Genomic DNA, 17,459 nt, shown 5'->3' with positions numbered 1-17,459 from the left:
ACCCCGTATGTACGAGTGGCCCGTGCTCCCCCGCTCGGGCCACCCAGACGACGGGCCCGGTCGTCCCCAGCGGGCCCGCCCCCTACGGAGGTTCCATGGCCGACAACGTCACCTCGTTGTTCCGCAGCACGGCGGCTCACAGCCCGTCGATGGCGGCGCTGACACGAGAAGGCGGCGACGGGACGGGCCCGGTCGACTTCTGTATCCCCTGCAACCCCTACTTCCCCACCCCGGCCATGATGGACACCATGTCCGCCAGACTGCGGGACATCGTCACCTACTACCCCAGCAGCGCCGACACGATCACCGCCGAGCTGTGCAACCTGCTCCAGCTGCCGCCGTCCGCCGTCGCGATGGGAAACGGCTCCACCGAGCTGATCACCTGGATCGACCATCTGCTGATCCGTGAGTCCGTCGCCGTCCCCGTGCCCACCTTCGGCCGCTGGACCGACCAGCCGATGGAGACCGGCAAGCGGGTCGACATGTTCCCGCTCCAGGAGTCCAGCGGCTTCGCCCTCGACCTCGCGCAGTACGCCGACTTCATCCGCACCCGCGGGACCCGGGCCGCGGTCATCTGCAACCCGAACAACCCCGACGGCGGCTTCGTGCACAAGCACGCCCTCGTGCAGTTCATGGACGCGATGGCCGACCTCGACCTGATCATCATCGACGAGTCGTTCCTGGAGTTCGCCGACGCGGAGCAGGAGCCCAGCGTCGTGCAGGAGGCGATGATCCGCCCGAACGTCATCGTCCTGCGCAGCCTCGGCAAGAACTTCGGTCTGCACGGCATCCGGTTCGGCTACATGGTCGCCAACCCCTCCCTGGCCGGCAAGGTCCGCTCGATGCTGCCGAAGTGGAACCTCAACGCCTTCGCCGAGTACGTGGTCTTCATGCTGAAGGAGCACGGCCCCGAGTACATGCAGAGCCTGATGCAGGTGCGCCGGGACCGCCTCGACATGGCCAGCCAGCTCTCCGCGCTCCCCGGCCTCACCGTCTACCCCTCCCAGGGCAACTTCCTCTTCGTGCGCCTTCCCGTCGGCGCCGAGGGCACGGTCGTACGGGACCGGCTGCTCACCGAGCACCGCATCCTGATCCGTGAGTGCGGCAACAAGATCGGCTCCTCCAGCCGCTTCGCGCGGCTCGTGGTGCGCCCCCAGGTGGACGTGCGTCGCCTGGTGTCCGGCCTGGAACAGGTGCTCTACGGGACCAGGAGGGGAGCCGCCGTGCCCGAGCTGAGCGCCGCAATGAGCTACAGCTCGGGCACGGCCGCCGTGGACCGCCTGCTGGTCGAGGCGACCAACGGGGCGGGCATGCAGGGCCTCGCCGCTCAGGCCATGGGCATGCCGGGGCTGGTCGCGGCCCCGGCCGCCGTCGGCATGCCGATGCAGGCGCCCGCGATGGCGCAGGCCGCCCCGTCCAACGGCGCCGGGATGCCGTTGCCGGCCGCCGCACAGGTCTTCCCCCAGCCTGTGCCCGCGGCCGCTCCGGCCCCGGCGCCGATCCCGGCCATGCCGACGCCCGTACCGGTGCCCGCGCCGATGATGGCTCCGCCCATGCAGGCGCCGATGGCTCCCGCCGCCGCGGCCCAGACTCCGCCCGGGGTTCCGGCTCGGGGTGGGCTCACCGCCGCGCAGGTGCGGGGGACGAACGGGCTGGCGCCCGCGGCCGCCACGGGCTGGCCGAACGCCCAACCCGCCCAGTCGTGGCCGAATGCGGCGGGGATGGGGCAGGTGGGCTAGCAGGACGACGCCCCGGCGGGCCGGTGGCCCGGCGGGGCGTCGTGCCTTCTACCTGATGTTCAGCTTGACCTTCTGGTTCTCGACGAGGTCGGTCTGCGGGATGGTCCTGGTGAAGTTCTGGGCCGCCTTCCCGGGCGCCTTGCACGAGACCGTGACCGCCAGGTTGAACGCCGAGTCCAGCGGGACCTCGAGGTCCTTGATCTCGTACCTCGCCCTGCGGCCGTCGACGCCGGTGACGTTGACCGTCGCGTCGTCCTCATCGCTGTCCAGCGTCACCGTCCTGGGGACGGACGCGCTGGGTGCGGGGAACGCCTTGGCGCAGGTCACGGTGCCGTTGTAGGTCACCGGCCCGGTGTCGACCGCCGACGCCGGCCCGGCCGTCAGGACGCCTCCCACCAGGGCTGCGGTGACGAGCGGGATCATGGTCGCGAGAGTGGACTTGCGTGTGGACATGGGACCACCTGCTCATGGGCGGATGAGTAGTTCTGTGCACGAGCCGGCCCGGTAACCCCCGTCCCCTCCCCACCCCACGCTCCCCCAACGGCTCCTGCCCTGCAACCCGGCCCAGGACGCGGTCAGTACGCCACCGGCCAACCCGTGCTCCAGCTCAGCAAGTTGATGCCCAGCTCGGGTGTGCCGTTGTCGTTGCCGTCGTAGTAGTGGTAGACGATCAGGTCGCCGTCGGCGTCGTTCAGGATGGACTGGCCGCCCGGGCCGATGACGCTGCCGTGGGTCTCCAGGACCGGGGTGCCGCCGTTGTTCGTCAGGGCGACCCCGCTCTTGTCGTAGTAGGGGCCGGTGACGCTCGTGGCGCGGCCGACCTTCACCTTGTACGTCGAGCCGGTGCCGGCGCAGCAGGTGTCGTACGAGGCGAAGAGGTAGTAGTAGCCGTTGCGTTTGACGACGTACGGGGCCTCGATCGCCTTGGTTCCGGTCGGGCGGGCGGCGAGGGAGCGGCGGGCGGTGTCGGAGGAGAGCTGCTTGCCGGTGGACGGGGCGATACGGATCATCTTGATGCCCGTCCACCAACTCCCGAAGGAAAGCCACCACTTGCCGTCGTCGTCCACGAAGAGGTTCGGGTCGATGGCGTTGTAGTCGCTGGACGTGGTGGACGTGTAGACCGTGCCGTAGTCGGTCCAGGAGCCGGGCAGGCCGGTGCTCGAACCCGCCAGTCCGATCGCGGACTTGTTGGAGCCGAAGGTCGAGACGGCGTAGTACATCAGGTACTTGCCGCCGTGGTACGAGATGTCCGGCGCCCACGCCTCGGTGGTGCCGTACGACGACCACCAGCTCGGCCGGGTGGCGAACGCGTCGCCGCCCGCGCTGAAGGCGATCCGGTCGGTGGAGGTGCGGTAGGCGAGTCCGCCGCCGGTGGCGTACAGGAGGTAGCGGCCGGCCGAGGTACGGATCATGGTGGGGTCGTGGACGACCGTGGAGCCGGTGACCGTGCCGGGGTTGGGGTAGGCGGAGGCCGTGGTGGGGGTCAGGGCCAGCAGGATCGCCGCGGGGACGGCGAGCAGGGCTGTTCTGCGTGAGGTGGGGCTCATGCGGACGGAACGTAGAATCGAACCTTTTGCGCGTCAACGCTCCAGGCGCCTACTCGAAACTCTTCGAAAACCGTGCAGCAGGCAACTACTGTCGACACTTTGCCTTGCAAGTAACTTGACGGATGTTCACTTTACCGTTCTGACAGCCTCCCGACAGAAACCCTCCTTACGGTGCCGTGCTCATGACAGACACCTCGGAAACTCGCAGCCCCATCGGACGCCGTACGGTGCTCGTGGCGACGGGCGCCACCGCCGCCACCCTCGCCGTGGGCGCCGCCGCGTCGACCGAAGCCCCCACCGTCACGGCCGACGACACCGCTCCCGTCGCCGCCGCGGCCGTCTGCACCCTCACGAAGGAGATGACCGAAGGCCCCTACTACCTCGACGGACAGTACGTCCGTTCCGACGTCACCGAGGGCAAGGCCGGCATCCCGCTGAAGCTGGCCCTGACCGTGGTCGACTCCAGCAGCTGCGCCCCCCTCAGCAACGCCCTGGTGGAGATCTGGCACGCCGACGCCCTCGGCGAGTACTCCGGTTACGTCGGCAACAACGGCCACAGCGAGCCGGACGACGGCACCTTCCTGCGCGGCGGTGTGCTCACCAATTCCAGCGGGCTCGCCTCGATCACCACGATCTACCCCGGCTGGTACCGCGGCCGCTGCATCCACATCCACGTCAAGGTCGCCACCGGTGTCACGGTCTCCTCCGACGGACACTTCAGCGGCGGCAACGAGCTGCACACCGGCCAGCTCTTCATCGACGAGACCATCACGACCGCCGTCGCGAAGATCTCGCCGTACTCGACCAACACGGTCACCCGCACCACCCTCGCCCAGGACTCCATCTACGACGACGCAGGCGCCTCCTCCGGTCTGATGACCCTGACCGCCCTGGGGAGCTCCACGTCCTCCGGGTACTCGGCCACCCTGACCCTGGGTGTCGACAGCTGAGCCTTTCCTGTCTTCCAGGTCTTCCGGCTGGGCGTCATCGCAACCGCGGTGGCGCCCAGTCCGCGTGTCGGAGGGCCGCGCGGAGGGTGAGGTCGGAGGGGGCCAGCCACAGGGCCGTGTCGCGCAGGGCGGTGGCGAGGGGATGGGTGAGGCCGTGCCCCATCCGGCCCGCCTGGCGGGCGGCGCGGGCCACGGACTGCGTGCGGCGTCGGCGTTCGGCGTCGTAGCGGCGCAGGGCCTCGGTGACGGTGGGTCCGTCCGCGAGACGGGCGGCCAGCACCACCGCGTCCTCCAGCGCCTGGCTCGCGCCCTGGCCGAGGTTCGGGGTCATGGCGTGCGCGGCGTCGCCGAGCAGGGCGACCCGGCCCACGGTGAACGCCGGGAGCGGGGTGCGCAGTTCATGGACGTCGTGGTGCAGGACGTCCTCGGGGCGGGTCGCGTCCAGCAGGGCCGGGATGGGGTCGTGCCAGCCGGCGAAGCGCCGCCGCATCTCGGCGAGCGGGTCGGCGTGGCGTACGCCGGGCGGCACGTCGAGCACCGCGTGCCACTCCACCCGCCCGTCGAGGAACACGAGGTGGCCGAACTCCGCTCCCGGCCCCCAGGTCAGCCCCAGGTCGTCCGGCGGGTCGGCGGGCGGCCGCTCGGTGATGGCCCGCAGCACCGTCGTACCGCTGTACACGGCTCCGGGGTGACGGGGGAACAGTTCGGCGCGCAGGCGGCTGCTCACGCCGTCGGCCGCGATGATCAGATCGGCGTCCGGCAGGGCGCCCAGGCCCGTCACCTCCTCGCCGTTCTTCACACAGCCTGCGGGCAGCGCCTCGCGCAGGACGCGGTGCAGGTCGGCGCGGAGGACACCGACCACGGGGGTGCCGAGCCGGCGTTCCAGGGCCGCTCCGTCCATCCGGGCCAGCAGCCGGCCGCCGGGGGCGCGGGTGCCGCCGGTGTAGAGGGGGCGTACGACGGCTCGTACCGCCTCCCCGACCCCGAGCGCCTCCAGCGCCCGTACGCCGTTGGCGTGCATCGAGATCCCCGCGCCCACGTCCTCGAAGGCGGGCGCGCGCTCCAGCACCGTCACGTCCCAGCCGACCCGCCGCAGCCCGACCGCCGCGGCCAGCCCGCCTATGCCTCCGCCGACGATCAGCGCGGTGCCCTGGCTCATACGCCCCCCGTTTCTCCGCCTGTGGAGGGAGCGTACTGACCCGCTGGACGGTGCATCGTCCGCCTGGCCAGGGAGAGCCAGTTGAGGACGTCCACCTCGGCCCGCACGGTCTTGCCCGGCGGCGGGTCCCGGTCCACCACCTCCCATCGGGCAGCGAGGGCGTCCACGAGGTACAGACCGCGCCCGGCGTCGTCGAGCGGGTCCGGGGTGCGTACGGTCCGGGGGCCGGGCGGACGAGCCCCTGCGTGGGTGTCGCTCACCTCGATGCGGACACTTCCGGTCACCAGGGACAGGCGCAGTTCGAAGTCCCGGCCGGGTACGCGGCCGTGAGTCACGGCGTTCGCGGCCAGCTCGGCGACGATCAGCGCAACCGTGTCGGAAGCCTCGGTTCCGTGCGGGATTCCCCAGGTGTCGAGCTGGTGCAGCGCGAGGCGCCTCGCCAGGCGGGCGCCCCGGGGCGTCGCGCTGAAGCGCTGGGTGAACACACGTACGGTGACCGAGGGTTGGGGAGTGGGGCGGACTGTCATGGGGCTCAATGTGGAGGGCCCGGACCCCGGCACGCCAGGTACGACGCACGTACGCCGCGGAAGCGTACGCGGTGACTCACTGGACAGTACCGATCACTCGGCGTGACCATGGAGTGCGGGAGGTGACCATGGCGGTCGAGAGCGGTGAGCCGGAGTCCTCGGACAGTCTGCGGACGTTCGGGGCGGTCGTCCAGGGCCTGCGGGAGCACCACGGGCTGAGCAGGGAGGAACTCGGTGACGTCGTGGGCTTCTCCAAACACACGGTGGCCTCCGTGGAGCTGGGGAGGCGGATGCCGGACGAGGAGTTCGTGGAGGCGGCGGAGGGGGCCTTGGGCAACACGGGAGCTTTGAGGAGGGCGGCGGGGTTTCTGGAGCGGCAACCGGGGCTCGCGGCGTGGTTCCGGCGGTGGGCGCGGCTGGAGAAGACGGCGATCACTCTCTACACCTACGAGTGTCGGATGATCCCGGGGCTGTTGCAGACGGAGGCGTACGCACGGCAGTTGTTCATCGACGAGCTGCCACCGCTGACCGACGAGGAGATCGAGGCCAACTGGGCGGCGCGGGACGAGCGTCAGCGGTTGTTGAGGGACCAGCCGAACACAGCCTTCGGCTTCATCATCGAGGAGCATGTACTACTTCGCCAGACCGGCGGGCCTGACGTCACACGCGGGGTCCTCGATCACCTAATGGAGATCGGGAAGTTGCGGAACATCAACATCCAGATCATGCCGCAGGTCCGGCACTCCCACGCCGGGCTGCATGGGCCCATCCGCTTGCTGGAGACGCCGAAGAACAAGTGGGTCGCGTACAACGAGGGCCAGGAGAGCGGGCAGCTCATCACCGACCCGAAAGTGATCAGCGTGCTCACGCAGCGGTATGCCAAGATGCGAGAGCAGGCTCTCTCCATTGAGGACTCCGTGAGCCTGCTGAAGCAGATGCGAGGAGACCTATGAAGACCTCCGAACTGGCTTGGTTCAAGAGCAGCTACAGCAGCGGTTCCGGGGATGACTGCGTAGAGGTCGCCCCCCGCCCCCACCAGATCCACGTACGCGACTCCAAGGACAAGTCCGGCCCCCACCTCACCCTCTCCCCCACCGCGTGGGCCGAGTTCGTGGCCCACGCGGGGAGGTGACCCGAGGGTCAGGGCAGCCGGTCTACTTGGCGGGGCACTCCTTCCACGCCATGTGGTAGACCGTGTTGATGTCGCCGTCGGTCGAGTCCATCGTCATGAAGCTGACCTTGGACGGCGAGGAACTGCCCGCGTTCACGCGCAGCTCGGTGTTGATGTTGAAGTTGCGCTGGACGCCGCACGGGGCGTAGACGAGGTTCGCCCAGTCCGTGGTGTCGGTCGCCTGCCAGTTGTCGTTGAGCGCGCCGTTGAAGGTGTGGGTCTTGAACACCGTCTGCGACGAGCCCTGGAAGTAGTACGACGCCCGCTGCACGGCGTTCGACCCGGACTGGAGCGAGGCGAAGCCTCGGTAGTCCGCCTGGGCGATGGCGTACGTGAAGCCCTGCGGGACATGGACGATCAGGCTGAGCTGGCAGTTCTTGCGGAACGCGGTCGGGTCGGAGTTGCCGCCGACCTGGGCGAGGTACTCGCTGTAGGTCACGGTGAAGGCGGTGTTGTCCTCGGAGACGGCGACGGCCGCCGAACCGGGACGGCAGCCGGAGCCGTTGACCGTGGCGACATCGATGACGATCTTGTCCGGGGGCGGGTCGGCGATCCCGCCCTGGTGGGGCGCGGGCATCGCCGCGGTGACGAGGGCGGCGACGGCGCCGCCCAGGAGCAGTCCACTTGCCATGGGGGGTCTCTCCTCTTCGAGGAAGCACTTCGTTGAAGTGTGGAGAACCTGTGAGGTTTCTGTGGAGCACCGCGGCGATCGAATCGTAGGGAGGCCCCTGGGGGGCGGCCAGGGCGAACTCCGGCCATTCACCCCGGCCCGTTCACACACCGGCCCCCACGCACCCCGGCTCAGGAGACCAGGGGCTGCTCCTCCGACTCGGTCAGCCGTACGGTGCACAGGCCGCCGCGCTCGGTCGTCACCTCGGTCACCTTCAGCTGGGTGCCGGGCAGGAGGATGAACTCCTCCTCGCCCGTGAACGCGGAGAACTGCCGGATGCCGACGGCCCGCGCGGGCTGCACCTCGAACAGCGTCCGCTTGCCGCGGCCGCCCAGGAAGGCGCGTGCCACGCCGACTTCGGAGGTGCAGGACGACACGCCCCACCAGGTGACGGTCCGTCCGACCGGGTACTGCGACCGCAGGTCCAGCGGGACGCCGCGCCACAGCGGCTCGGTGCGCGCGGGCAGCGCCGACACCGCCGAGAACAGCAGCCGCAGATACGGCAGGTACGGAACCACACGCGACCGGTCGGGGTGGCGCAGGACCGCGTTGATCTCCCGGTAGAACGCCGACTCGCAGGTGTAGAGGTAGAGCGCGGCGACCGCGTCGGCGGACAGGCTCCCCTGCTGCTGGTCCGCGAGCCGCTTGCCGAAGTCGTGCGAGCGCTGGACGTGCCGGTCGAGACCGCGCAGCAGGCCGGCGACGGGGCCGACGGCGTCGGGGAAGGCCAGCAGCGGGGTGTCGAACACCCCGGTGATCTCGGGGAGGACGAGTCCCTCGTCCTTGACGCTGGAGAGGCGCTCCAGATAGAGCTGGTGCAGCTCCATGGTGGACGTGATGAAGGCGCCCATGCGGGCGGCGACCCCGTCGTCGGCCCCGCCGGCCTCCCCCGCCTGCTGGTCCCAGCCGGTGCTCGGCAGCCAGTCGACCGGTTCCGCGCCCACCGCCGCGAGGGCGTCGTTGACCAGGGTGAAGTGGTCGCCGTCGCAGAAGATGTCACCCTGCGCGGCGGGGTTGCAGTGGTCGAGGTGGCGGACCTCGACGTCCGGGTACTTCTTCTGGAGCCGCTGGACGACCGACTTCAGGCTGCGCGCGTGCGCTCCCCACCAGGCGAAGACGACACCGCGGTCCTCCTCGTCCTCGGCGTCCTGCTTGGCCTTGAGGATCTCCTCGACGATCCGCTCGGCGACCGGACGCCAGAACGCGGTGTGCGGATCGGACCCGCGCGGTCCGTCGCTGCTCGCGGTGAGGGCCGCGTTCAGCAGCAGGACGCCCTGGGTGAGCATCGCCTGGAACCACTCCGGCGGCTGGACCGTGTCCTGCTTCTTCAGCAGCGCGCGGACGTCGGCTATCGGGGTCTTCTTCGGGATGCCGTACTTCCACATCGCCGCCGCCTTGATGAGGCAGCGGATGCTCACGACCCGGCCGAACTGGCTGTCCTTCCAGTCGTGGAAGGTGTTGTCGAACATCGCGATGCCGGTGGCGCTCTCCGGGCGCGGGTACGGGTTCTGCCCGAAGACGACGACCTTCCACTTGTGCGGCGGGTTCGGCTTGAGCGCCTGGAAGGTCAGTTCACGGACCGGGACCACGTCCGGACCTCGGCCCGGGCCGATGAACGAGGCGGCGCCCGGCTGTGCCTCGATGACGGGCTTGAGCAGCGGAAGCCACGGTTCACCGCCGCCCTTGAACAGTTCGGCGAGGGCCAGCGAGTCGTTCGGGTCGGGCTGCGCGGAGGCGTTGGCGTCGATCATGGCGCGGACGCTACAAGGACCCACTGACAACGCCTCACGGCCGAAGGGGCGTTGTCAGTGGGTCCTTGTAGCGTCGTGATCACTGGATGGAGCAGGTCCCGACGGGAGTGTGGAAGATGACCGTGAACCGTGCGCAGGCGCCGCTGAAGGTGGTGCTGACCGACGTCAACACCAAGGTGGTCGAGGCCTGGCGGGCCGCGTTCGCCGACACGCCGGAGATCGAGATCCGCAAGGGCTCGATCCTCGACGTACGGGCCGACGCCTGGGTCAGCCCGACCAACGCCCGCGGGCTGATGAACGGCGGGGTGGACGCCGTCGTCAAGCGGCACCTCGGCGCGGGCATCCAGCTGCGGGTGCAGCGGGCGATCCGCGACGAGTTCGGCGGACGGCTCCCGGTGGGCAGCGCGGTGTGCGTGCCGTCCGGGGCGACGAACCCGCAGTTCCTGATCTCCACGCCCACGATGGAGCAGTCCTCGCAGAACGTGAGCGAGACGCTGAACGTGGCCCTGGCCTGCGCCGCGGCCTTCCAGGCGATCCACCGGAAGAACGACGAAACGCCCGGCGCCATCGGATCGGTGGCCCTGGTCGGCATGGGCGCCCAGACCGGCCGGGTGCCGGCCCGGGTCTGCGCCAACCTGATGTGGACCGGCTACACCCTCTTCAACGACCACCGCTTCGAGGACTACGACGACCTGCGCGCCACGATCGTCGCCCAGCTCGACGACATCGAGAGCGCGCCCGCCGAGCAGCGGGTCCGGATAGCGCCGCCGAAACGATCGGCCACCCGCCGCTGATGGGACTTGCCCCAACTCGCCGTGAATCACGGGGTGTTGACCGTTGCATCCCCAGGTCCTTCACAGCCGCACATTAAGGATTTCCTCAGGTGCGCTCCTAATTTCTTCCGCATGACGGGAAACACCGAGAACCACGAGATCCTCGACAACAGCGACAACAACGACAACCAGCAGCCCGGGAGGCACCGGCTCGACAAAAGCATGAAGCGCCGCCGCGTTCTGATCGGCGGCAGCGCGGTCGCCGCCGCCGGCGGACTGGCGATCGCCGGAATGGCCTCGGCCGACACCACCACCACCAGCGAGTCGAGCTCCTCGGCCGCCGAGGCCAAGGCCTCCACCTCCTCCTCCGCCACCTCCGGCGTCTGCACCCTGAACGCCGAGGTCACCGAGGGTCCGTACTCCCTGGACGGCGCCCTCGTCCGCGAGGACATCCGGGAGGACAAGGAGGGCTTCGAGGTCCAGTACACCTTCACCGTCGTCGACCAGGCCAACGACTGCGCGCCGCTCGCGGACGCCCTCGTGGAGATCTGGCACTGCGACGCCCTCGGCGAGTACTCCGGCTTCGTGGGCGGCAACGGCCACTCGGAGGAGGACAACGGCACCTTCCTGCGCGGCGGTCAGATGACCGACGAGAACGGCCAGTGCAGCATCACCTCGATCTGGCCCGGCCACTACGTCTCCCGCGCCGTGCACGTCCATATGCGAGTGCACACGGAGGTGACGCTCACCGACGACTCGTACACCGGCGGCGACGTCATCCACACCGGTCAGCTGTTCTTCGACGCGGACATCAACGAGGAGATCCAGGCGACCTCGCCGTACTCCGCGAACACCACCAAGGAGACGACGCTCGCCAACGACAGCATCTACGACGACGGGGGCGCCTCCTCGGGCCTGCTGACCCTGACGGCCCTCGGCTCCAGCGTCTCCGACGGCTACAAGGCCACCCTCACCGTGGGCGTCAACTCCGCCTGACCCCCAGGGCGGTGCCCACCCACCCCCGCCGCGGCCCCCAGCCACGCACTGGTCAGGGCCGCGGCGGAACGGCCCCCTTCCCGACTCTCGACGAAGCTGCCCTCTTGTCGAGCAGAGCTCACGCAAGCACGACGAAGCCCGGCGGCGGTCCCTCCTCAGGCCGCCGCCGGCTCGCGTTCCGCGACGGGCGCATCGGCCGCCTTCTCCTTGAGGTGCGCCCGGATCGAGTAGGCCAGCGCGCCCGCCCACGCCGCGTACAGGACGACGTAGACCAGCGCGCTCGTCGAAGCCGACGCCGCCAGCCAGTCGCTCTTCAGGAGCGTACGGACGTTCGTGACGACGATGACCCCGCCGACCGCCGAGCCGAGGACGCGCGGCGGGAGCAGCCGGACCAGCCAGGCGGCGAGCGGCGCCGCGACCATGCCGCCCAGCAGGAAGGCCAGCACCCAGGGCCACCGCAGCCCCTGCGAGCCCAGCGAGAGCAGAAAGCCGAGGCTCGCCGCGAGCGCCACCAGGAACTCGCTCGTGTCGACCGAGCCGATCACCTTGCGGGGCTCCATCCGTCCGCTGGCCAGCAGCGCCGGAGTGCCGACCGGGCCCCAGCCGCCCCCGCCGGTCGCGTCGAGGAAGCCCGCGACCAGCCCGAGCGGGGTCAGGAAGCGGCGGCGCAGCGGCTTGCCCAGCCGGTCCTTCGGCAGCCCGCGGAAGGTGAAGCGGGACATCACATACAGGCCGAGGCCCAGCAGGATCAGGGACATCACCGGGGCCGCCACCTCCGTGGACAGCCGGGACAGCACGGTCGCGCCCAGGAAGGAACCCACCGCCCCCGGTACGCCGATCCGCGCGACGACCTTCCAGTCGACGTTCCCGAACCGCCAGTGCGAGGCGCCGGACATCAGCGTCGTACCGATCTCCGCGAGGTGCACGGTGGCCGAGGCGGCGGCCGGGTTGGTGCCCATGGCCAGCAGCAGCGTGGTCGAGGTGACGCCGTAGGCCATGCCGAGGCTGCCGTCCACGAGCTGGGCGCCGAGGCCCGCGAGGGCGAGCAGTACGAGCGTGCGCATGCCAGATACCTGTTCCCTGGTTCCCTGCTGTTTTCCCTGCCTTCCCCACCGGTTAGGTGGGGATTAACGGGAAGCGAGAGTAGGGGGCCAAGCTGAGAGCAGCGTGTGAAACCTAGGGGTTCTCCCAGGCGGCCGGTTCCGCCGCCAGTTCCTTCACCGGGTCCGGCAGCGCGTCCGCCGCGATGTCCGCGACCGTGACGCCCTCCAGGATCCGGCGCACGTTCGCGCGCAGGGCGATCCACAGCGGGAGCAGGGGCTGGGCGGAGCCCGTGTACGACAACCCCGTCGGCCGCTCCCCGCGCACCGACACGATCGGGCCGTCCACCGCCCTGATCACGTCCGCGACGGTGATCGAGGCGGCGTCGCGGGCCAGGCGGTAGCCGCCCCCTCCGCCGCGCCGACTCTCGACCACACCGGCCCGGCGGAGGTCGCCGAGGATCCCTTCCAGAAACTTGTGCGGAATGTCCTGCGCGGCGGCGACCGTCTCCGCCTTCACCGGGTCACCGCCCTGCCGTACGGCGAGCTCCAGTACCGCCCGTACCGCGTAGTCCGCCCGTGCCGAGATCCTCATGCGCACATTGTGACGCGCCTTTCCTCCCGTCGGCTCAGGCCAGCCGGATGACGTTCCAGGAGAGCGGTTCGAGTACGGCGGTGAGGGTTCCGTCCCGCAGTGCAGTGCCCTCGACGGTGTGCGGAGCCACCCGCTCCGGCTCGTCGAGGGTGTTGCGGGCGTCCGGGTCGGCGTCCGCGAGCGCGCTGTGCTCGACGACCGAGGTGAGGTCGAGCCCGTTCAGGGCGACTTCGAGGGGCAGCGCCTCGGTGCGGCTGCGGTTGACGGCGAAGACGGTGACCGTGCCGTCCTCGGCCCGGACCGCCGTCGCGTGCAGCAGGTCGGTCTCGCCGTACTTCTTCGTCTCGTACGTCGGGGAGTCCACCCTTACGTCGAGCACCCGGCCCTGGCCGTGGCGGGCGGCCTGGGCGAACGGGAAGAACGTCGTCTGCCGCCAGGCCGGGCCGCCGGGCTCGGTCATGATCGGGGCGATCACGTTGACGAGCTGGGCGAGACAGGCCACGGTGACGCGGTCGGCGTGGCGCAGCAGGGCGATGAGGAGCGAGCCGAAGACGACGGCGTCCAGGACGCTGTAGTTGTCCTCCAGGAGGCGGGGGGCCTCCGCCCAGTCCCGCGTGCCGGAGTTCTCGATCTCGTGCCACTTCGAGATGTACCAGACGTTCCACTCGTCGAAGGAGAGGTTGATCTTCTTCTTGGACTTGAGCCTCGCGCCCACGTGGTCGGCGGTGGCGACCACGTTCTCGATGAAGGACTCCATGTCGACGGCGGAGGCCAGGAACGAGTCGACGTCGCCGTCCTCGGGCTGGTAGTAGGCGTGCAGGGAGATGTAGTCGACGAGGTCGTACGTCTCCTTCAGGACCGTCGCCTCCCATTCGGCGAACGTGGGCATGGACTGGCTGGAGGAGCCGCAGACGACCAGCTCCACCTCCGGGTCCATCTGGCGCATCGCCCGGGCCGTCTCGGCGGCGAGGCGGCCGTACTCCTCCGCCGTCTTGTGGCCGGTCTGCCAGGGGCCGTCCATCTCGTTGCCCAGGCACCACAGCCGGATGCCGAAGGGGTCCTTGTCGCCGTGGGTCACCCGGAGGTCGGAGAGGGCGGTGCCGGCGGGGTGGTTGGCGTACTCCTGGAGTTCCAGGGCCTCGGCGACGCCCCGGGTGCCGAGGTTCAGCGCCATCATCGGCTCCGACTGGGGGCCGACCTTGCGGAGGAAGTCGATGTACTCGGAGAGGCCGAAACGGTTCGTCTCCGTGGAGCGCCAGGCGAGGTCGAGGCGGCGGGGGCGGTCCTCCTTCGGGCCGACCGAGTCCTCCCACTTGTAGCCGGAGACGAAGTTGCCGCCGGGGTAGCGGATGGCTGTGACGCCGAGTTCGCGGACCAGTTCCAGGACGTCCTGGCGGATGCCTTCCTTGTCGGCTGCGGGGTGGTCCGGTTCGAAGATGCCGGTGTAGACGCAGCGGCCCAGGTGTTCGACGAAGGAGCCGAAGAGGCGGGGGTTGACTTCGCCTATGGTGAAGGCGGGGTCGAGGGTGAAGCGGGCGGTGCGCATCTTTGCCTTCCGGTTCAGTGTTGTCTGCGGGTGGGTGGGAGCTGGTCGCGCCCACGCGGCGGAGCCGCATATCGATACGGCCCCGCGCCCCTAAAAGACTCTTGGCCAGCCGTTCTTGGTCCAGCTCAAGGTGTTGAGCCCCAGCTTTGGCGTGCCGTTGTCGTCTGCGTCGTAGTAGTGGTACGCCAGGACATCTCTGCCCCTGTCCTTGAAGATCGACTCTCCGCCTGTGCCGATGTAGCGGCCGTGGCCCTCCAGGAGGAGGTCGCCGCCTCCCTCCAGGAGGGGTTTGCCGGTGCTGTCCGTGTAGGGGCCGGTCATCGCGGTCGATCTGCCCACCCTGATCTTGTAGGTGGAGTTCACTCCCGCGCAGCACTGGTCGTAGCTCGCGAAGAGGTAGTAGTAGCGGCCGTGGCGGACGATGTACGGGCCCTCCACTGCATAGGGGGCGTCCGGGCGGGTGGCCAGGTGGTGGACCGTGGCCCCCTCGAGCGCCTTGCCCGTCCTCGGGTTCAGTTCGACCATGCGGATGCCCGTCCAGTACGAGCCGAAGCTCATCCACAGCCGGCCGTCCGCGCGGATCAGCGCCGGGTCGATGGCGTTCCAGGTGTCGGTGGTCTCGGAGGTGAAGGCCTTGCCGTGGTCGGTCCAGGTGCCGGGGAGGCCGGTCGGGGAGGTGGCCACGCCGATCGCGGAGTGGTTGGTGCCCCAGGAGGAGACGGCGTAGTAGAGCCAGTAGCGGCCGGCGCGGTAGGAGAGGTCCGGGGCCCAGGGGTCGCCGGTGGCGTTGTACTCGTACCACCAACTCGGCGGTGTGGAGAAGGCGTTGCCCGCGTCGTCCCAGTGGACGCGGTCCTTCGAGGTGCGGGCGCCGATGATGCCGCCGGTCGAATAGGCCACGTATCCGCCGGACTTGAGGCGGATGAGGGTGGGGTCGTGGATGATCTGCTGGCCGGTGATCGGCTGGGGGTCGGGGTAGGTGACGGATGCCTGGGCCGTGGTCGGGAGGAGGGCCAGGGCGGCCGCCGCCAACAGGCTTGCGAGTCTCAGGCGCAACGCGGTCCCCTCTACTGTCCGGCCAGACCGGTGTGGGCGACGCCCCGCACGATCTGACTCTGGAAGAAGACGAACACGACGATCAGCGGCAGGCCGGCGATCAGGCCGCCCGCCATGAGCTGGGGCCAGACGATGCCGAAGGCGTTCTGGACGGTGGCGATGCCGTTCGGCATGGTCATCAGGTCGGGGTTGTTGGTCACCATGTACGGCCACAGGAAGTTGTTCCACGAGGCGATGAAGGTGAAGATCCCGACGGCGGACAGGGACGGCTTCGACAGGGGCAGGACGATCGTGAAGAAGATCCGCCAGCGGCCCGCGCCGTCGATGAAGGCCGCCTCCTCCAGTTCCTTCGGGAGCGACTGGAAGAACTTGTAGAGGATGTAGACCATCGCCGCCGGGGCGCACTGCGGCAGGATCATGCCCCAGTATGTGTCGACCATGCCGAGCGACTGGACCGTGGTGAAGAGCGGGACGCCGACGATCGCCGGGGAGAACATCAGGCCGGCCATGGTGAGGGCCATCAGCGCGGACTTGCCGCGGAACTCGGTGCGGGCGAAGCCGTATCCGGCGAGCGAGGAGACCAGCAGGACCAGGAAGGTGACGCAGACGGACACCACCACCGAGTTCACGAACCAGTTGGGGATGTTGCCGGCCTCCAGGACCTCCTTCCAGGACTCCAGGGTGAGGTGGTCGGGGATCCAGTGCGGGGACTCGACCGACTCGGCGGGGGTCTTCAGGGAGGTGGACAGGGCCCAGGCCAGGGGGGCCAGCCAGACGAGCGAGAGGGCCGAGGCCACGGCGGTCAGGGCGATCTGGCCGGGGGTCCAGGTGCTGCGGGGTTTGCGCACCGCGGGAGTCGTCATCGGGTCGCCGCCTCCTCACGGCCGCGCAGCAGCCACATCCGGCCGAGGGCGACGACCGCGATGATCAGGAACAGGATGAAGGAGATCGCGGAGGCGTAGCCCACGCGGTAGCTGGTGAAGCCCTCTTCGAGGGTGTACTGCACGAAGGTGCGGGTCGATTCCTCGGGTCCGGGGCCGAACTGGTACATCACCACGGCCTGGTCGAAGACCTGGAGTGAGGCGAGGACCTGGAGGGCGATGACCAGGCCGGTGATGTTGCGCAGGTTGGGGACGGTGATGTGCAGCAGCCGCTGCCAGGCGTTCGCCCCGTCCAGTTCGGCGGCCTCGTACAGGTGCTGGGGGATGTTCTGCAGGGCCGCCAGATAGAGGAGGAAGGAGAAGCCGACCGTCCACCACAGGGTCGCGATCACCACCGCGAGCATCGCCGTGGACTTCTGGGTGAGCCAGGGGGTGTCCCAGCCGAGGACGTGGTTGACCATGCCGTTGGTGGGCTGGAACAGCCACCACCACAGGTTGCCGACGACGGCCGAGGGCAGCAGGAACGGGGCGAAGAAGCAGAGCCGCCACAGCCATTTGAAGTGCACGGTGTGGTGGGCGATCAGGGCCATCAGCAGGGCCACGACGACGATCAGCGGGACCACGTAGACGGTGAACTGGACGCTGTGCTCGAGGGAGTCCCACACCAGGTCGTCGTGGAGGGCCTCGCGGTAGTTGGCTAGGCCGACGAAGCCGGAGTCGTCGCCGGAGATGTTGGCGTCGGTGAAGCTGAGGTAGAGGCCCCGGACGACCGGGACGAGGACGAACAGGCCGTACAGGACGAAGAAGGGGGCGACGAACCAGCCGCCGTGCTGGAAGCGGCGGCCCCAGCGGGCGCGGGCCGAGTCGGCGGCGGTCGCGGTACGGGCGGGGAGCGCGGTGCCGGCCTGGGCGAGGGTGCTCATACGACGGCTCCCTTCCGGTCGGGGGTGCTCATACGACGACCCCTTTCCGGTGCCGGGGCGCCGGCCGCCTCCGGGTGCCGGACGCCGGCCGTCTCCGGGCGGCGGACGCCGGACGCCTCCCGGTGCCGGACGCCG

18 protein-coding genes are annotated in these 17,459 nt (G+C 69.7%); 6 read left to right on the top strand and 12 right to left on the bottom strand.

Annotated elements, in window-relative coordinates; all coding sequences use genetic code 11:
* Window positions 1-95: 95 nt before the first annotated feature.
* Window positions 96-1,739 carry a histidinol-phosphate transaminase gene (locus tag ABZ464_RS38665; protein WP_359285693.1) on the top strand — a complete coding sequence of 548 codons (1,644 nt, stop codon included), beginning with the start codon at window positions 96-98 and terminating at the stop codon, window positions 1,737-1,739.
* 48 nt (window positions 1,740-1,787) lie between these two features.
* Here the strand turns inward: ABZ464_RS38665 and ABZ464_RS38660 are convergent, their stop codons facing one another.
* Together ABZ464_RS38660 and ABZ464_RS38655 are read right to left on the bottom strand one after the other, a co-directional pair.
* Window positions 1,788-2,192 carry a hypothetical protein gene (locus ABZ464_RS38660; protein ID WP_359285691.1) on the bottom strand — a complete coding sequence of 135 codons (405 nt, stop codon included), beginning with the start codon at window positions 2,190-2,192 and terminating at the stop codon, window positions 1,788-1,790.
* A 122-nt stretch (window positions 2,193-2,314) separates the two neighbouring features.
* Window positions 2,315-3,286, bottom strand: a complete 972-nt coding sequence (locus ABZ464_RS38655; protein WP_359285688.1) for an arabinan endo-1,5-alpha-L-arabinosidase — start codon at window positions 3,284-3,286, stop codon at window positions 2,315-2,317.
* Window positions 3,287-3,468: 182 nt separating this feature from the next.
* Here ABZ464_RS38655 and ABZ464_RS38650 point away from each other — a divergent pair, with 182 nt between their 5' ends.
* Window positions 3,469-4,236, top strand: coding sequence for an intradiol ring-cleavage dioxygenase (locus ABZ464_RS38650; protein WP_359285685.1), 768 nt, complete (start codon window positions 3,469-3,471; stop codon window positions 4,234-4,236).
* 34 nt (window positions 4,237-4,270) lie between these two features.
* Here ABZ464_RS38650 and ABZ464_RS38645 read toward each other — a convergent pair whose 3' ends face one another.
* Both ABZ464_RS38645 and ABZ464_RS38640 read right to left on the bottom strand, forming a co-directional pair.
* Window positions 4,271-5,395: an FAD-dependent monooxygenase gene (locus ABZ464_RS38645; protein ID WP_359285683.1), complete on the bottom strand. Its 1,125-nt coding sequence runs from the start codon at window positions 5,393-5,395 to the stop codon at window positions 4,271-4,273.
* The gene (locus tag ABZ464_RS38640) at window positions 5,392-5,922 is read right to left on the bottom strand and encodes an ATP-binding protein (RefSeq protein ID WP_359285680.1); all 531 of its coding nucleotides are present in this window, start codon (window positions 5,920-5,922) and stop codon (window positions 5,392-5,394) included. Before ABZ464_RS38640 ends, ABZ464_RS38645 begins: the two co-directional genes overlap by 4 nt.
* Before the next feature lie 128 nt (window positions 5,923-6,050).
* Here ABZ464_RS38640 and ABZ464_RS38635 point away from each other — a divergent pair, with 128 nt between their 5' ends.
* Together ABZ464_RS38635 and ABZ464_RS38630 are read left to right on the top strand one after the other, a co-directional pair.
* Complete coding sequence (locus ABZ464_RS38635) at window positions 6,051-6,875, top strand: helix-turn-helix transcriptional regulator (protein ID WP_359285677.1); 825 nt, start codon at window positions 6,051-6,053, stop codon at window positions 6,873-6,875.
* Window positions 6,872-7,054, top strand: a complete 183-nt coding sequence (locus ABZ464_RS38630) for a DUF397 domain-containing protein (RefSeq protein ID WP_359285674.1) — start codon at window positions 6,872-6,874, stop codon at window positions 7,052-7,054. The genes ABZ464_RS38635 and ABZ464_RS38630 overlap by 4 nt, the downstream gene beginning before the upstream one ends.
* Before the next feature lie 22 nt (window positions 7,055-7,076).
* On the opposite strand, the gene ABZ464_RS38625 is transcribed toward ABZ464_RS38630, so the two are convergent.
* Window positions 7,077-7,724: a DUF4360 domain-containing protein gene (locus ABZ464_RS38625; RefSeq protein WP_359285671.1), complete on the bottom strand. Its 648-nt coding sequence runs from the start codon at window positions 7,722-7,724 to the stop codon at window positions 7,077-7,079.
* Between the two features lie 170 nt (window positions 7,725-7,894).
* Window positions 7,895-9,514, bottom strand: a complete 1,620-nt coding sequence (locus ABZ464_RS38620) for an ADP-ribosyltransferase domain-containing protein (RefSeq protein ID WP_359285668.1) — start codon at window positions 9,512-9,514, stop codon at window positions 7,895-7,897.
* 116 nt (window positions 9,515-9,630) lie between these two features.
* Between ABZ464_RS38620 and ABZ464_RS38615 the strand changes: the two genes are divergently transcribed.
* On the top strand, window positions 9,631-10,308 hold the full coding sequence (locus ABZ464_RS38615; protein ID WP_359285665.1) for a macro domain-containing protein: 678 nt from the start codon (window positions 9,631-9,633) through the stop codon (window positions 10,306-10,308).
* 111 nt (window positions 10,309-10,419) lie between these two features.
* Window positions 10,420-11,283 (top strand): intradiol ring-cleavage dioxygenase, encoded by an 864-nt coding sequence (locus ABZ464_RS38610; RefSeq protein WP_359285662.1) that lies wholly within the window; start codon window positions 10,420-10,422, stop codon window positions 11,281-11,283.
* Window positions 11,284-11,438: 155 nt separating this feature from the next.
* Here the strand turns inward: ABZ464_RS38610 and ABZ464_RS38605 are convergent, their stop codons facing one another.
* From ABZ464_RS38605 to ABZ464_RS38580, 6 genes are all read right to left on the bottom strand, one after another.
* A complete protein-coding gene (locus ABZ464_RS38605) occupies window positions 11,439-12,347 on the bottom strand; it encodes a sulfite exporter TauE/SafE family protein (RefSeq protein ID WP_359285660.1) in 909 nt (302 codons plus the stop codon).
* 112 nt (window positions 12,348-12,459) lie between these two features.
* On the bottom strand, window positions 12,460-12,918 hold the full coding sequence (locus ABZ464_RS38600; RefSeq protein WP_359285657.1) for an Rrf2 family transcriptional regulator: 459 nt from the start codon (window positions 12,916-12,918) through the stop codon (window positions 12,460-12,462).
* A gap of 34 nt (window positions 12,919-12,952) precedes the next feature.
* Window positions 12,953-14,464, bottom strand: coding sequence for an alpha-N-arabinofuranosidase (locus tag ABZ464_RS38595; protein ID WP_359285654.1), 1,512 nt, complete (start codon window positions 14,462-14,464; stop codon window positions 12,953-12,955).
* A 90-nt stretch (window positions 14,465-14,554) separates the two neighbouring features.
* Entirely contained in the window at window positions 14,555-15,520 is a 966-nt protein-coding gene (locus ABZ464_RS38590; protein WP_359285651.1) for an arabinan endo-1,5-alpha-L-arabinosidase, read from the bottom strand.
* A gap of 11 nt (window positions 15,521-15,531) precedes the next feature.
* A complete protein-coding gene (locus ABZ464_RS38585) occupies window positions 15,532-16,383 on the bottom strand; it encodes a carbohydrate ABC transporter permease (protein ID WP_359285648.1) in 852 nt (283 codons plus the stop codon).
* Window positions 16,380-17,324, bottom strand: coding sequence for a sugar ABC transporter permease (locus tag ABZ464_RS38580; RefSeq protein ID WP_359285646.1), 945 nt, complete (start codon window positions 17,322-17,324; stop codon window positions 16,380-16,382). The genes ABZ464_RS38585 and ABZ464_RS38580 overlap by 4 nt, the downstream gene beginning before the upstream one ends.
* Between the last annotated feature and the right edge of the window lie 135 nt (window positions 17,325-17,459).

It is taken from the genome of Streptomyces sp. NPDC005820 (genome assembly GCF_040630255.1).
Classification (GTDB): Bacteria; Actinomycetota; Actinomycetes; order Streptomycetales; family Streptomycetaceae; genus Streptomyces.
Note: the sequence above shows the minus strand (reverse complement) of the source record. Positions and strands in the feature narration are given on the sequence as shown.